The organism is Thalassobacillus devorans MSP14, assembly GCF_000496835.1.
Lineage (GTDB): Bacteria > Bacillota > Bacilli > Bacillales > Halobacillaceae > Thalassobacillus > Thalassobacillus devorans_B.
On the sequence record NZ_AWXW01000028.1, the window covers coordinates 33,859 to 49,375 of the forward strand.

The window sequence follows — 15,517 nt, forward strand, 5'->3', positions numbered from 1 at the left end:
GAATTAGTCTGTCAATTTTTGAAAATGATAGAAATCGTGTGGATAAAGGGTTAAACACCTGTCTGCACTTTTAAAAGCTCGAATAAACGACGTTGAATTTGTAGAAGAGCCCTTTTCAAACTGGAAATCAGTCGAACTTTTTGTTACTGCTCTCCTCTTGTTTTGACAAATTACATGATAGATATGTGGTTTAATAGAGCAACAAGAAGGAGTGGTGAAGATGTTGGGGACATTAACGAGAAAGGGTTCACAAACAATTGGGGTAGAAAAAGCCAGATGGAGCAAATTGAAGAAGAAAGCGGAAGGTAGAGCGAAGTACTTATTGATCGAGAAGGGCTGGCTGCTGATGATTATAGCTTTGCTCCTGGGTCGAGCGGTCATCTTATCTTCTATCTCCCCGTTCGTCATCGCATTGATTGCGTCCGTGTGGTGGCTCAGAAGAGATCGTGTGCCGGCTGTCGTTTTATTTGCCGTCATCGGAGCTTCTACTTATGGCTGGCTGCAAACGGGCTTTGTATTTACAGCTATGCTGACGTTCTTGATTCTCGCCTTCATCGTACATACATGGAGAGAACATCAGAAGCTGCTGCCATTCATGGCATTCTTAGCCTGTGTCCTCCCAAGAGCCATCGCATTTACATTACTGGATGCATGGCAGCCATACGAAGCACTGCTTATGGCTGCTGAAGGCGTACTAAGCGCGATGCTTGTCCTTATATTTATGCAGAGTGTTCCGCTATTATCACCAAAAAGATATAAAGCAACATTAAAAAATGAGGAAATCGTCTGTATGATCATTCTGCTGGCTTCCGTACTGACGGGTACAATCGGATGGCAAATCCAGGACGTTTCGCTGGAACAAATATTCTCCAGGTACCTGGTTTTATTCCTTGCCTTTATCGGTGGGGCAGCGATAGGTTCTACGGTCGGTGTAGTTACGGGGCTGGTGTTGAGTCTGGCAAATGTAGCAAATCTCTATCAAATGAGTCTGCTTGCTTTTTCAGGGCTGCTGGGGGGGCTCTTGAAAGAAGGAAAAAAAACTGGTGTCAGTATTGGTTTGATTGTCGGTACATTGTTGATCGGTATATATGGGGGAAGTGTATCGACGTTATCACCATCACTTACAGAGACCGGTTTGGCTATAATCCTGTTCGCGTTGACACCGGAAGGCTGGATAAGGAAGCTGTCACGTTTTATCCCAGGTACGCAGGAGCATTCTCAGGAACAAGAACAATATTTACAGAAAGTACGAGATGTAACTGCTGTTCGGGTGGAAAAATTCTCCGATGTATTCCGTGCGTTATCCAAAAGTTTCCACTTGGTCGATCATCAGACAGATAATGATGAAGAGCAGCGGGAGAAAGATTACTTCTTAAGCCACGTAACGGAAAAGACATGTCAATCCTGTTTTAAAAAGGAGCGATGCTGGGCCAAACAATTTGATCAAACGTATCAAGTGATGACAGATCTGATGACTGATTTGGAAGAGGGGGACGAGCCAAGCCGATTAGTGCGCAAAAACGTGGACCAATATTGCGTCAAACCGCAAAAGCTCATCGATACGATGAAGTATGAAATTTCATTCTATCAGGCGAATCAACAGCTGAAAAAACAAGTGCTGGAGAGCCGGAGGTTTGTTGCAGATCAATTGCGTGGAGTGTCGGAGGTGATGGAAGACTTTGCAAAGGAAATTACTAAAGAAAGGGAGAATCATGAGCTCCAGGAGCAAGAGATTACGTATGCCCTGAATCAACTGGGCTTGGAAATAGAAACGCTCGATATCTATACTCTTGATGCTGGCAATATCGATATCGATCTCACTTTTTATGTGCGAAATTATCATGGGGAAGGCCCAAAACTGATTGCTCCGCTTCTTTCTGATATTTTAAAAGAGACAATTGTCGTAACAAAAGAAAATATTGCCCCATTTCCAAATGGCTATTGTGAACTGTCTTTTCAGTCAGCTAAGAGATATATCATGGAGACAGGTGTCGCTCATGCTGCCAAAGATGGAGGGTTTATTTCTGGTGACAGTTATTCGACGATGGAGTTAGGTGCGGGGAAATACGCCCTCGCTATCAGTGACGGTATGGGGAACGGCATCCGTGCGCATGAAGAAAGTATGGAAACGCTGCGGCTTTTACAACAAATCCTGCAATCAGGGATACAGGAGCAGGTAGCGATTAAATCGATCAATTCCATACTCTCGTTGCGAACGACCGATGAGATATTCTCAACTTTAGATCTAGCGGTAGTAGATTTACAGGATGCTACTTCAAAATTCATTAAAATCGGAAGCACCCCAAGCTACATTAAGCGTGGATCACAAATGATGAAAGTGGAATCCAGTAACCTTCCTATAGGAATCATCCAGGATGTGGATGTCGAGATTGTCAGTGAACAGCTGGCTCCAGGTGATTTATTGATCATGATGAGTGATGGCATCCTGGAAGGACCGAAGCATGTAGAAAATATTGAAGCATGGCTGAAGCGGAAGATAAGAGAGTTAGAGACCGACGATCCCCAGGCGGTAGCGGATTTAATATTGGAAGAAGTGATTCGTACCCGTGGGGCGATCCAAGATGACATGACCGTACTGGTGGCCAGGTTAGACCATAATCAGCCACAATGGGCAGCAATACCATATACACGAAAGGAGGCTTAATTTCATTTTTTAAAACCGATGCGCAGGTATAAACCCCTCGATGTTCGGCGATGATGAAGATAACGAACAGGAGGGGTGATCCAGTGAAAAAAGGTACATTAAAGCAAATCTTGTTGTTGACGGATGGGTGCTCGAATCAGGGAGAGGATCCTGTAGCGGTTGCTGCTCTCGCTAATAATCAAGGCATCACTGTGAATGTTATCGGGGTGCTTGATGACCATCAGAGCGAGCAGCCCGATGGACTGGAAGAAGTTGAAGCGATTGCAATGTCTGGTGGTGGTGTCAGCCAAATTGTATACCAGAAAGCTCTTTCTCAAACCGTACAGATGGTCACCAAACAAGCAATGACACAAACGTTACAAGGAGTAGTCAACCAGGAGCTGAAACAGATTCTTGGGGAGAAGCAGACGTTTGAAGAATTGCCGCCTGATAAACGTGGCGAGGTGATGGAAGTAGTGGAAGACCTCGGGGAAACGTGTGACCTTGAGGTGCTGGTGCTTGTCGATACGAGTGCCAGTATGACTCCGAAGCTTTCTACAGTCAAGGAAGCTCTTTTTGACTTGTCTTTGAGTCTGAATGCGCGGTCTGGGAACAATCGCTTCAGCATCTTCTGCTTCCCTAATAAAACAAAACCGATTCAAAAACTGATGGATTGGACCCCGGAACTGGACGGGATTTCTAAAGTTTTTCCTAAGCTGGCCAGTGGAGGCATAACGCCTACTGGACCGGCCTTGAAAGAAGCGATGTACCAGTTTGGCAAAAAAAGCTTGTTTGGGAGCATGAAGCATGCAAGTAAACCATACGAAGAAACTGGTTACTAACTTAAAACAGGGGACCATCATCCGGGGAAAATGGAACGGAACGAAATACCAGGTGATTCAAAAGCTTGGTGAAGGTGCCTGTGGAGTTGTCTATTTGTGTGAACGAAATGGAGTTCAGGCGGCGCTTAAGATTGGTACCGACAGTTCGAGGATCATTACGGAAGTGAATGTTCTGAAAACTTTTCAGAAGGTCCAGGGGAAACGCCTTGGGCCTTCTTTGTTGGATGTAGATGATTGGGTGACTCCTGCAGGGATTATTTTCCCGTACTATGTAATGGAGTATTTAAGAGGGACGGAACTTGCCAGTTTTCTTCGCGGTAAGGGGAAAGAGTGGCTTGGGGTCATGATGCTGCAATTATTGACTGACTTAGAAGAACTTCATAACCAGGGCTGGGTGTTTGGAGATTTGAAGACAGATAATCTGCTTGTTACCACCCCTCCCCCTCAGCTGCGTTTGATTGATGTGGGAGGTACTACGCAAACCGGACGGGCGATCAAAGAGTATACGGAATTTTACGACCGCGGTTATTGGCAAAGGGGCTCAAGAAAAGCAGATCCTTCCTATGACTTATTCGCCCTTACGATGGTGATGTTGGAAATAGCTTACGGGAGCCGTTTTGAGCGAGGTACGCACCCACGGCAGACTTTAGAAAAGAAATTACAGCAAGCCTCACTTTTAAAACCTTATCGTCTGCTCATCCAAAAAGTCTGGACCGGGGGTTATACGCACAGCAGGGAAATGAAAAACGACCTTTCATCGATGCTGAACAGTCCGTCAAAATATAAAGCGGCAGAGATGAAAAACACCCGGGTATCAAGAAGAAGAGAAGCTGAAAAAACGTCATTCGCTTCAGCAGAGTCCGTAGTGATTTTTATTACCGTCATTCTATTTTATATCCTATATTCGATCGTTGCCTGGTAAAGCTCCTATGTTTTGCAGGACCACGGCTACAAATGATAGGATAAGGGTGTTCAGTATTGATCAAATGCTAATGCTACTCGAGGTGGAAGGGAACATGAAAACGGCTGTCGATTCATTCATGGAACGATTTCAAATGCTTAAACCAGAGCAGACCGTACTGGTAGCTGTTTCCGGGGGTCCGGATTCCATGGCGCTTCTACATTATTTTAAGACTATTCGCAAGCAGTGGAAGTTAAGGGTCTCAGCTGTTTCAGTAGACCACGGGCTTCGCGGGGAGGACTCCGTGCAGGATTTGAAATACGTGGAAGAAATGTGCAGGAAGTGGAATATCGAATTTATTGGAACCTCTGTCGATGTGAATACGTATAAGAAACAGCATCAATTGAATACACAGCAAGCGGCCCGTATTTTACGCTATCGTTTCTTCCGCCGGCAAATGGAAGAGAAGAAAGCGGATGTGCTTGCATTGGGACATCACGGGGACGACCAGGCAGAAACCATAGTGATGCGTTTAGTCAGAGGCACGAGCCCTGCAGGGCTGACGGGTATTCCCGTAACAAGGGAATTTGCTGGCGGAAAAATCATCCGGCCTTTTTTAGGCGTTTCTAAGGAAGCGATTCTTAACTATTGCGAAAATCATCACATCGAGCCGAGAGAAGATGCATCGAATCAGGATACGAAATATACGAGGAACTATTTTCGGCACAGGATCCTGCCATTATTGAAAGAAGAAAACCCGAAATTGACTGAACATTTATGGAAGCTCAGTCAAGTGATAAAAGACGATCAGGAATACTTGAATACGGAGGCGAAAAAGCTTTTGGATCAGGGAGTTACATTAGAAGAAAATCCTAAAAGTGTTTCTTTTAACATTTCTGCATTCAAAGCTTCTCCGATAGCTTTACAAAGAAGGTCCTTTCATCTAATATTAAACTATCTTTATGATGAAAACTCTGAAGATTTTTCTTATATACACGAAGAACAATTTTTTGATTTTTTGACACGGGATATCGCTAATGCCGAGCTGGACTGGCCTGGTGGTTTAAGGTTGCGGCGTAATTATGAAAGAATCACTCTTCATTTCGGCAACACTGAAAAGCCTGTACCATACAGGAGTACGCTTGATATAGGAGATACATATCGGTTACCTGATGGTTCGGAACTTTCAGCCAAAGTGGTTTCTGGCTACCATTTACCAGAGGACACCTGCACCTTTACATGTGATTTGACTCACGTAGAGCTTCCGTTAATTATACGGACCCGTCGCGCAGGCGATCGTATGACATGGAAAGGTATGGAAGGTTCCAAAAAAATCAAAGATATTTTCATTGACCAGAAGGTTCCGAAAGAATTAAGGGATAGTTGGCCGGTTATCACAGATCAAACAGGGAAGATTCTGTGGCTTGTCGGCTTGAAAAAGGGTACGGGGTTTGAAAGTGAGAGGCCGGAAGAATGGCTTCAAATACGCTATGAACAGCCAAAGGAAGACACGTAGGAGGAGCAGACAATGCATAATGAAATTAAGGAAATTTTAATTTCTGAAGAAGAAATCCAAGCGAAGTGTAAGGAAATTGGCGCACAGCTGACAGAAGAGTATGAGGGGAAATTTCCTCTGGCGATCGGCGTCCTGAAAGGTGCTATGCCGTTTATGGGAGACCTGCTTAAACGAATAGAAACACACCTGGAGATGGACTTTATGGATGTATCCAGTTATGAAGGAATGAGATCTTCCGGTGAGGTTAAGATTGAAAAAGACTTGAATACACAGGTCGAAGGAAGAGACTTACTGATCATCGAAGATATCATCGACAGCGGATTGACATTGAGCTATCTGGTCGATCTGTTCAAATATCGGAAAGCGAAGTCGATTAAAATCGTCACGTTACTGGATAAACCGACTGGACGTACTTCCCATATCAAAGCAGACATCATCGGTTTTGAAGTGCCGGATGAATTTGTTGTCGGTTATGGTCTTGACTATGATGAAAAATACCGGAACCTTCCATACATCGGGGTATTGAAACCGGAAGTTTATGGAGGGTAATGATAGTGGTGCATGAAACACAAAATATTCACATATTGTTTAAGGGTAATTAGTTGTGCTGGTACTTTTTAGTATGATACTATTTAATATAGTTTTTGTTGATTGGGAGGAGGTAGGCAATGAACCGGATATTTCGTAACACAATCTTTTATTTACTTATCTTCCTCGTAGTAATCGGCGTAGTCGGTCTATTTAGAGGACAAGGTGAACCACAACAAACACTGACAGTAAATAAATTCTATGAAGAGTTGAACAGCGGTCAGATTGAAGAAATGACGATTCAACCTGTCAATGGAGTGTATCAAGTCAAAGGAACGCTTAAAGATGGCGGCGGTGAAGAGGGTGACAACTCCTTTACAGCTAAGCTTCCAGCGAATGAACAGGTAATTGCGAATATAACGGAGACTGCTCAGGAACAAAGTATCCTGAAAGTAGAGGAAGAGGAACAGCCTAGTGCCTGGGTGTCGTTCCTGACAACCATGATTCCGTTCATCATCATATTCATCTTATTCTTCTTCTTGCTTAACCAGGCTCAGGGCGGCGGCAGCCGTGTCATGAACTTTGGTAAAAGTAAGGCCAAGCAGTATACGGAAGAAAAGAAAAAGGTGCGTTTCAAAGACGTGGCTGGTGCTGATGAAGAGAAGCAGGAACTTGTGGAGGTCGTCGACTTCCTTAAAGATCCTCGAAAATTCTCAGCAGTCGGTGCGCGAATCCCGAAGGGTGTCCTATTAGTAGGACCTCCGGGTACAGGTAAAACCTTGCTTGCCCGTGCTGTTGCAGGTGAAGCAGGTGTTCCGTTCTTCTCTATCAGTGGTTCGGATTTCGTAGAGATGTTCGTCGGTGTCGGTGCGTCCCGTGTACGTGACTTGTTTGAAAATGCTAAAAAGAATGCACCGTGTATCATTTTCATTGATGAGATTGATGCAGTTGGACGTCAACGTGGTGCAGGCCTTGGCGGCGGTCACGATGAGCGTGAACAAACCTTGAACCAATTGCTTGTCGAGATGGATGGTTTCGGCGTAAACGAAGGAATCATCATTATCGCAGCAACTAACCGTCCGGATATTTTAGACCCAGCCTTACTGCGTCCAGGTCGTTTTGACCGTCAAATCACGGTCGACCGTCCTGATGTAAAAGGAAGACAAGAAGTGCTTGCGGTTCATGCTAAAGATAAACCATTAAGTAAAGATGTGGACTTGAAGACTATTGCGATGCGTACACCTGGATTCTCAGGTGCAGATTTGGAAAACTTACTGAATGAAGCGGCGCTTGTAGCGGCGCGTGGCGATAAAGACAGTATTGATATGGAAGATGTCGATGAAGCGATCGATCGTGTCATTGCGGGTCCTGCTAAGAAGAGCAGGGTCATTTCTAAGAAAGAACGCAACATTGTGGCTTATCACGAAAGTGGACATACCATTATCGGAATGGTATTAGACGATGCAGATATGGTACACAAGGTTACGATCGTGCCTCGTGGGCAGGCTGGCGGCTATGCTGTCATGCTTCCGCGTGAAGACCGTTACTTCATGACCAAACCGGAATTGTTTGACAAAATCACCGGGCTGCTCGGAGGACGTGTAGCGGAAGAAGTCATTTTCGGTGAAGTAAGTACAGGTGCTCATAATGACTTCCAGCGTGCTACAAGCATTGCCCGTAAGATGGTTACTGAGTATGGCATGAGTGAAAAGTTAGGTCCATTGCAATTCGGTTCTAATTCTGGCGGACAGGTATTCCTTGGCCGTGATATCCAGAATGAACAAAATTACAGTGATCAGATCGCTTATGATATTGATAAAGAAGTACAGAACTTCATCAATTACTGCTATGAGCGTGCCAAAACGATTCTTACAGAAAACCGCGATAAACTGGAGCTGGTTGCTTCTACTTTGCTGGAAATCGAAACATTGGATGCGAATGAAATCAAATCCCTTTTCGAAAAAGGCCGCCTTCCTACACAGGAAGAAGTAGAAGAATTGGCGCAGAAACGGGAAAAAGAAAGAAAAAAAGAAACATCTACGAAAACTGATGCTTCTGATGTCCGTGTCAATGTCCAGACGAAAGAGGATGAAATCAAAACGGATAATAAACCTACAGAACCTGCTGAAGACCCCTCAGTAGATAGTAATAGGGAAACAACAGAAGAAAAAGACGATCAGGACCGTAAAGAATAAAATTATATTAAAGTCACGCTGTACCAATGCAGCGTGACTTTTTTTGTTTCGCTATTTTTAACGATAAGCCTTTGGCCTTGCTTTGGCTTGGCAGGAAAATATATCATAAAGCATGAATAAGTAGTGTGTTATGATAAAATCGCAAAAAAGATTTATAAAGTGGGGTCAGGTCATGATATTTGTGTTAGATGTGGGGAATACAAACACCGTACTTGGTGTGTTTGAAGCAGATAAATTGAAGTATCAGTGGCGTATTAAAACGGATAGATATAAAACAGAAGATGAATTCGGTATGTTGATTAAATCATTGCTGGATCATGAAGGGTTAGCTTTTTCAGACATTGATGGAGTAATTATTTCTTCTGTAGTACCACCGATCATGTTCGCTTTAGAGCGCATGTCACGTGTTTATTTTGAAAAAAAGCCGATGATCATTGGCGCGGAAGAAGTGGATGAAGGATTGGCAATGGCCTATCCGAACCCTAAAGAAATTGGAGCAGACCGGATTGTCAACGCAGTTGGTGCATTGCAAGAACATACCGCTCCTCTTGTAATCATCGATTTCGGTACAGCTACTACTTATTGTTATATCAATGAAAAAGAAGAGTACGTCGGGGGTGTAATAGCTCCGGGGATCAATGTGTCTATGGAAGCTCTCTATGCTAAAGCGGCTAAGCTTCCTAAGATCGAGATAAAAAACCCAGGCCAGGTTGTCGGTCAAAGTACCGTAGGGGCGATGCAATCCGGTGTTTTCTTCGGTTATGTCGGACAAGTGGATGAAGTTGTGAGAAGAATGAAAGAGACTGCTCCATCTAATCCTGAGGTTATCGCTACCGGAGGGTTAGCCGGATTGATTGCAGATGAATCCAGGACAATCAATGTCGTGGATCCCTATTTAACCTTGAAGGGGCTTTATACAATTTATCAAAGAAACAAAGAAAAAAAGGAATTCAAAGGAGAATGATGATAGATGGCAGACTATTTAATTCGTGCTACAGCATATGAGGGGCAGGTCCGTGCTTACGCTATTCAATCTACAGAGACAGTTGAAGAAGCACGCCGCCGCCAGGATACATGGGCGACCACTTCAGCTGCACTGGGACGGACATTGACCATCAGTGCAATGATGGGGACCATGCTCAAAGGAGAAGATAAACTTACAATCAAACTTGAGGGAAATGGACCAATCGGAGCAGTAATTGTAGATGCTGACGCACATGGTAATGTCAGGGGATACGTAAAGAACCCCCATGTCGATTTTGATTTAAATGCTAAAGGAAAGTTGGATGTAGCCCGCGCGGTAGGAACGGAGGGTACTTTAAGCGTTGTTAAAGATTTAGGGATGAAAGATCACTTCACCGGTCAGGTTCCGATTGTTTCAGGAGAAGTAAGTGAAGATTTCACGTACTACTTTGCGAACTCTGAACAGGTACCTTCCGCTGTAGGTGCCGGGGTGCTGGTTAATACCGATCATTCCATCCTTGCTGCTGGCGGATTCATCATTCAAATGATGCCAGGAGCGGATGATGAAACAATCAGTACCATCGAAAAAAGGCTGACTGAAATACCACCTATCTCCAGCCTGATCCGGGAAGGTAATACACCGGAAGAGATACTGAATAGATTATTAGGCGAAGAATCCCTGCATATACTCGACCGTGTTCCTGTACAGTTTAAGTGTCGATGCTCAAGGGAACGTGTTGAAGTTGCGCTGGCCAGCCTGGATGACGCAGAGCTTCAAACAATGATTGAAGAAGATCATGGAGCAGAAGCAAAATGTCATTTTTGCAACGAAGCTTACCATTTCGATGTGAAAGACTTAAAGGAACTGCAATCCAGTAACAATGATGGAGAAAATTAAAAATATCTTTAAATTGTTTGACATTTTACATGGATTTGCGTACATTATTAATAAATCCTATAAAAATACTCGGATTTAGGAGTGAGATAATGAGAATTGCAAATAATGTCAGTCAGCTCGTCGGTAATACACCAGTAGTTAAACTGAATGGTGCTGTTGATGAAAATAGTGCCGATATTTATCTGAAACTGGAATTCATGAATCCTGGCAGTTCAGTAAAAGATCGTATTGCTCTTGCGATGATTGAAGATGCAGAAGAGAACGGTGAGTTGAAGGAAGGCGATACGATTGTGGAACCGACAAGCGGCAACACTGGTATCGGTCTTGCGATGATTGCGTCAGCTAAAGGCTATAAAACCGTTCTGGTTATGCCGGATACTATGAGTCAGGAACGACGGAATCTGCTACGCGCTTATGGTGCAGACTTAGTACTTACACCTGGGGCAGATGGTATGAAAGGTGCGATTCAAAAAGCGGAAGAACTGCAAAAAGAGTATGGCTACTTCATGCCTCAACAGTTCAATAATCAGGCAAATGTCGCCATTCATGAAAAAACAACCGGCCCTGAAATAGTCGAGCAAATGGGTGATCAATTAGACGCCTTCATTTCAGGCGTGGGTACCGGCGGAACGATAACTGGTGCAGGAAAGGTTTTAAAAAAGCATTATAGCAATATTAAAATATTTGCTGTGGAACCGGATGCTTCACCAGTATTATCTGGTGGTCAGCCAGGCCCTCACAAAATTCAGGGCATTGGTGCCGGTTTTGTTCCTGGTATACTGGATACAACTATCTATGATGAAGTTATCCAGGTCTCTAATGAAGAAGCTTATGAAGCGGCTAGAGAAGCTGCCAGAAAAGACGGCATTCTGGGAGGAGTATCCTCTGGAGCAGCCATCCACGCTGCACGCAAAGTTGCCCGGGAGTTAGGGAAAGGCAAAAAGGTACTCGCCATCCTTCCTAGTAATGGTGAAAGATACCTATCCACACCACTTTATCAATTTGAAGATCAGCAATAATGTAAGGGACTGTGTCACATGTAGAAGTGATGCAGTCCTTTTTCTATTTCATGAATTCATGTTTCAAATAGTGTAAAATAGACAAGGAATACTTTTGTACGGAAGAGGGGAAATAGCGATGAACTATACGTTACATACTAGGAAGCGGGTATACGACTTAGGTAAAAAGACATTAATCATGGGAATCCTTAATGTCACTCCAGACTCTTTCTCGGATGGCGGAAAGTTTTCTGATTTAGAAAAAGCAGTGGCACAGGCAGTTGCGATGGAAAGGGATGGAGCCGATATTATTGATATCGGTGGAGAATCTACCAGGCCGGGTCATACGCCAGTATCAGAACAAGAGGAGCTGGAACGAATCACCCCGGTTATTAAAAAGCTTTCTGGTATGCTTACCATTCCAATCTCTGTTGATACGTATAAAGCTGAGGTAGCACGTCAGGCCGTGGAGGCGGGAGCTGACATAATCAACGATGTCTGGGGTGCTAAAAGAGATTCGAAAATGGCTGAGGTTGCAGCAAGTTTAAATGTCCCGATTATCCTGATGCATAACCGGGACAATAAAGGATACCACAGCCTGATAGCTGATATGAAAGAGGATTTGAAAGAAAGCATCGCTATTGCGAAGGAAGCTGGTGTCCGGGATGAAAATATTATTCTGGATCCAGGCATTGGTTTTGCCAAAGATCATGATGACAACCTGGAGGTAATGCGTCACCTTGAAACCTTCCAGGAGTTGCATTATCCAATACTGCTGGCAACTTCCAGGAAGAGGTTTATTGGACAAGTTCTTGACCTTCCCGCAGAAGAACGCATGGAAGGGACTGGTGCCACTGTTTGTCTTGGTATATCAAAGGGCGCCCATATAGTGCGTGTCCATGATGTTAAACCAGTCGCGAGAATGGCAAAAATGATGGACGCAATGCTTGGTAAAGGAGAATGAGGATGGATAAAATATATCTGAATAAAATGGAGTTCTATGGCTATCATGGTCTTTTCCCGGAAGAAAACAAGCTCGGGCAGAGATTTTTTGTTGACCTGGAACTGGACGTTGATCTTAAGCAGGCGGGTAAAACGGATGATATGAATGCATCCATCGATTATGGTGAAATATATCAAGTCACGAAGTCTGTAGTAGAAGGAGAAGCGAAAAATTTGGTCGAGACTGTAGCTGAAGACTTGGCGGATCGTTTACTTGCCGCTTTTTCGAAGCTGGAAGGATGTCGTGTGAAAGTGATCAAACCAGATCCGCCAATTCCAGGGCACTATCAATCGGTGGCAATTGAGATATACAGGAGCCGTGGTTGAATGGATAACCAGGTTTACATTGCCTTGGGCTCCAATATTGAACCGAGAAAACAATATTTAGATGATGCCGTAGCTGAGTTGGATTCACATCCTGATATCCACGTGACACGAAGCTCCTCTGTATATGAAACCGTACCCGTCGGATATACGGAACAAAGTGATTTTTTGAATATGGTGGTCGAAATCGAGACGACACTCCGTCCTCTCGAAATTCTCGACATATGTCAATCCACTGAAGCACACTTAGGGAGAAAAAGGGAAATTAAATGGGGGCCCCGTACTATAGACCTTGACATTTTACTTTATAATCAAGAAAATATTATATCAGAGCGTCTTATTGTCCCGCATCCCCATATGCATGAACGCGCATTTGTAATAGAGCCTTTGGCGGAGATCAATCCAGATGCCTATATACCCACTTGTAACATGACAGTTAATGCTGTTTTAAATAAAATACCTGAGGATGAAGCAAAAGGAGTAGTTCCATGGCAGAGAACCAATGGGGAAGAAGGATCAAAGGGTTTCGAAAATTAAAAGGGATGACACAAGTGGAATTTGCCAAAAAGCTTAACATGTCTGTATCAGTGCTTGGAGAGTTGGAACGCGGGGCACGCCAACCAAGCCGTTCCAACCTGGAGCTTATCGCCGAGACATTGGATGTCCCTTTGGAAGAGATAGCTGTTAGCAGCCATAATAATAAAGAGAAAGATCTCTATGTTTAATATTGAAAGACATGGCAGCTGAATGAACTGAAAGGCATTCTTTTTGAGTTTGCGTATGAACTGGAAGTTCGCATGTAAGTGTCTTGACGCTTTACATTGACACTTACCTGAGTCTTTTCTATACTAAATCATAGTTGTAATCCTGCCAGTTGCTATACTGGCAGTTTTTATATGGAAGAACGAATCGAGTTTGAATAGCATGAGCCAACCTGAAAAAGGTCGTTTGTATATCTACACCAGTAAGGGAAACGGAGTGGTTGAAGTGACGGAAGAATTAAATGATCACATGCGGGTGCGTAGAGAAAAGTTAGAAGCTTACCGCGAAAAAGGTCTGGATCCTTTTGGCGATAAGTTTGTCCGGACCCATCTAGCAGAAGATTTGAAAGAGCAGTATGAATCTTATACGAAAGAGGAACTGGAAGAGAAAGAAATCAACACTACAATTGCCGGCAGGATCATGACAAAGCGTGGAAAAGGTAAGGCAGGATTTGCTCATGTTCAGGATTTGAGCGGTCAGGTCCAGATCTACGTAAGAAAAGACCGTGTTGGAGAAGACGCGTATGAACTTTTCAATACAGCAGATATGGGAGACATTGTTGGGGTAACAGGTACGGTATTTAAAACAAAAGTTGGAGAGTTATCAGTTAAAGCAGATGAATTCAAGATGCTGACAAAATCATTACGCCCACTTCCAGAAAAATTCCATGGCCTGAAAGATGTAGAACAGCGCTATCGTCAGCGTTATCTTGATTTAATTACGAATCCGGACAGCAGAGATACGTTTGTGCTCCGAAGTAAGATCATTCAGTCTATGCGTCGCTATTTAGATGGTCTTGGCTTCCTTGAAGTAGAAACGCCAATGATGCATGGAATTCCAGGCGGGGCATCTGCGCGTCCTTTCATTACACATCATAATGCGTTGGATATACCTTTATACATGCGGATTGCGATTGAGTTGCACTTGAAGCGCCTGATTGTAGGCGGGCTGGAAAAGGTGTATGAAATTGGACGAGTTTTCCGGAATGAAGGGGTATCTACACGTCATAATCCTGAATTCACCATGCTTGAGTTATATGAGGCGTACGCAGACTTCCATGATGTCATGGACTTGACCGAAAGCCTTGTAGCTCATATTGCCAAAGATGTTCTGGGTACGACCAAAGTCGCTTACGGTGAAGTGGAAGTTGACCTTGAACCTAAATGGGAGCGTCGCCATATGGCAGATTTGGTTAAAGAACATACTGGTGTAGATTTCTGGAAAGATATGAGTGACGAAGAAGCTAAAGCTCTGGCCAAAGAGCACGGTATTGAAATTCAGGATACGATGACGTTCGGTCATATCCTGAACGAATTCTTTGAGCAGCGGATAGAAGAAAAACTGATCCAGCCTACATTCGTATATGGGCATCCGATTGAAATTTCCCCGTTGGCTAAAAAGAACCCTGAAGATCCTCGCTTCACAGATCGTTTTGAGTTGTTCATCGTAGGACGGGAACATGCAAATGCATTCTCGGAGCTAAATGATCCAATTGATCAACGTGAACGTTTTGAAGGCCAGCTGAAAGAAAGAGAGCAAGGAAATGATGAGGCTCATATGATGGATGAAGATTTCTTAGAATCCCTGGAGTATGGTATGCCTCCGACTGGCGGTTTAGGTATCGGTATCGACCGTCTCGTTATGTTATTGACTAATTCACCGTCAATCCGGGACGTATTACTGTTCCCGCAAATGAGAAATCGCGAATAGACTTAAAAGAGAGCTCCAGCTGATCAGCGGCTGGAGTTTTCTTTTTGAGGTTGAATAATCAGAATTAATTTATATTTTAATTTCCCCTTGATTGATTTCTGGAACCATGATAAATTATTAAACGTTGCGTTAAGAGAGCAAGCAACCGAGACAAAAAACATTCATGAAAAGTTGTTGACATCAAAACAACCACATGATATATTAATTAAGTCGCTAATTTGAGCGGCGGAACAA

The 15,517-nt window shown here is 43.7% G+C and carries 14 protein-coding genes; all 14 read left to right on the plus strand.

What is annotated here, in order from left to right:
- Positions 1–220 precede the first annotated feature (220 nt).
- A complete protein-coding gene (spoIIE, locus tag P855_RS0100595) occupies positions 221–2,665 on the plus strand; it encodes a stage II sporulation protein E (protein WP_028781791.1) in 2,445 nt (814 codons plus the stop codon).
- Between the two features lie 83 nt (positions 2,666–2,748).
- Complete coding sequence (locus P855_RS0100600; RefSeq protein WP_028781792.1) at positions 2,749–3,486, plus strand: vWA domain-containing protein; 738 nt, start codon at positions 2,749–2,751, stop codon at positions 3,484–3,486.
- Complete coding sequence (locus P855_RS0100605; protein ID WP_028781793.1) at positions 3,452–4,408, plus strand: serine/threonine protein kinase; 957 nt, start codon at positions 3,452–3,454, stop codon at positions 4,406–4,408. Before P855_RS0100600 ends, P855_RS0100605 begins: the two co-directional genes overlap by 35 nt.
- Before the next feature lie 94 nt (positions 4,409–4,502).
- A complete protein-coding gene (tilS, locus tag P855_RS0100610) occupies positions 4,503–5,903 on the plus strand; it encodes a tRNA lysidine(34) synthetase TilS (RefSeq protein ID WP_028781794.1) in 1,401 nt (466 codons plus the stop codon).
- Positions 5,904–5,915: 12 nt separating this feature from the next.
- A complete protein-coding gene (gene hpt / locus P855_RS0100615) occupies positions 5,916–6,452 on the plus strand; it encodes a hypoxanthine phosphoribosyltransferase (protein ID WP_028781795.1) in 537 nt (178 codons plus the stop codon).
- A 119-nt stretch (positions 6,453–6,571) separates the two neighbouring features.
- Positions 6,572–8,626 (plus strand): ATP-dependent zinc metalloprotease FtsH, encoded by a 2,055-nt coding sequence (ftsH, locus tag P855_RS0100620; protein WP_028781796.1) that lies wholly within the window; start codon positions 6,572–6,574, stop codon positions 8,624–8,626.
- A gap of 172 nt (positions 8,627–8,798) precedes the next feature.
- Positions 8,799–9,590: a type III pantothenate kinase gene (locus tag P855_RS0100625; protein WP_028781797.1), complete on the plus strand. Its 792-nt coding sequence runs from the start codon at positions 8,799–8,801 to the stop codon at positions 9,588–9,590.
- Between the two features lie 6 nt (positions 9,591–9,596).
- A complete protein-coding gene (gene hslO, locus P855_RS0100630; RefSeq protein WP_028781798.1) occupies positions 9,597–10,487 on the plus strand; it encodes an Hsp33 family molecular chaperone HslO in 891 nt (296 codons plus the stop codon).
- Positions 10,488–10,576: 89 nt separating this feature from the next.
- Positions 10,577–11,506, plus strand: a complete 930-nt coding sequence (gene cysK, locus P855_RS0100635) for a cysteine synthase A (protein WP_200865931.1) — start codon at positions 10,577–10,579, stop codon at positions 11,504–11,506.
- Between the two features lie 118 nt (positions 11,507–11,624).
- Complete coding sequence (folP, locus tag P855_RS0100640) at positions 11,625–12,449, plus strand: dihydropteroate synthase (protein ID WP_028781800.1); 825 nt, start codon at positions 11,625–11,627, stop codon at positions 12,447–12,449.
- A gap of 2 nt (positions 12,450–12,451) precedes the next feature.
- Positions 12,452–12,814: a dihydroneopterin aldolase gene (gene folB, locus P855_RS0100645; protein ID WP_028781801.1), complete on the plus strand. Its 363-nt coding sequence runs from the start codon at positions 12,452–12,454 to the stop codon at positions 12,812–12,814.
- Positions 12,815–13,348: a 2-amino-4-hydroxy-6-hydroxymethyldihydropteridine diphosphokinase gene (folK, locus tag P855_RS0100650; RefSeq protein ID WP_028781802.1), complete on the plus strand. Its 534-nt coding sequence runs from the start codon at positions 12,815–12,817 to the stop codon at positions 13,346–13,348.
- The gene (locus P855_RS0100655) at positions 13,300–13,536 is read left to right on the plus strand and encodes a helix-turn-helix domain-containing protein (RefSeq protein WP_028781803.1); all 237 of its coding nucleotides are present in this window, start codon (positions 13,300–13,302) and stop codon (positions 13,534–13,536) included. Before folK ends, P855_RS0100655 begins: the two co-directional genes overlap by 49 nt.
- 262 nt (positions 13,537–13,798) lie before the next feature.
- Entirely contained in the window at positions 13,799–15,283 is a 1,485-nt protein-coding gene (gene lysS / locus P855_RS0100660; RefSeq protein ID WP_028781804.1) for a lysine--tRNA ligase, read from the plus strand.
- Positions 15,284–15,517: the final 234 nt, after the last annotated feature.

Excerpts from the sequence above, each read along its gene's own strand:
- folB (WP_028781801.1), top strand. The coding sequence starts at position 12,452 with ATGGATAAAATATATCTGAATAAAATGGAGTTCTATGGCTATCATGGT.
- P855_RS0100625 (WP_028781797.1), top strand. The coding sequence starts at position 8,799 with ATGATATTTGTGTTAGATGTGGGGAATACAAACACCGTACTTGGTGTG.
- P855_RS0100605 (WP_028781793.1), top strand. The coding sequence starts at position 3,452 with ATGCAAGTAAACCATACGAAGAAACTGGTTACTAACTTAAAACAGGGG.
- cysK (WP_200865931.1), top strand. The coding sequence starts at position 10,577 with ATGAGAATTGCAAATAATGTCAGTCAGCTCGTCGGTAATACACCAGTA.
- hslO (WP_028781798.1), top strand. The coding sequence starts at position 9,597 with ATGGCAGACTATTTAATTCGTGCTACAGCATATGAGGGGCAGGTCCGT.
- tilS (WP_028781794.1), top strand. The coding sequence starts at position 4,503 with ATGAAAACGGCTGTCGATTCATTCATGGAACGATTTCAAATGCTTAAA.
- hpt (WP_028781795.1), top strand. The coding sequence starts at position 5,916 with ATGCATAATGAAATTAAGGAAATTTTAATTTCTGAAGAAGAAATCCAA.
- ftsH (WP_028781796.1), top strand. The coding sequence starts at position 6,572 with ATGAACCGGATATTTCGTAACACAATCTTTTATTTACTTATCTTCCTC.
- spoIIE (WP_028781791.1), top strand. The coding sequence starts at position 221 with ATGTTGGGGACATTAACGAGAAAGGGTTCACAAACAATTGGGGTAGAA.
- folP (WP_028781800.1), top strand. The coding sequence starts at position 11,625 with ATGAACTATACGTTACATACTAGGAAGCGGGTATACGACTTAGGTAAA.
- folK (WP_028781802.1), top strand. The coding sequence starts at position 12,815 with ATGGATAACCAGGTTTACATTGCCTTGGGCTCCAATATTGAACCGAGA.
- P855_RS0100655 (WP_028781803.1), top strand. The coding sequence starts at position 13,300 with ATGGCAGAGAACCAATGGGGAAGAAGGATCAAAGGGTTTCGAAAATTA.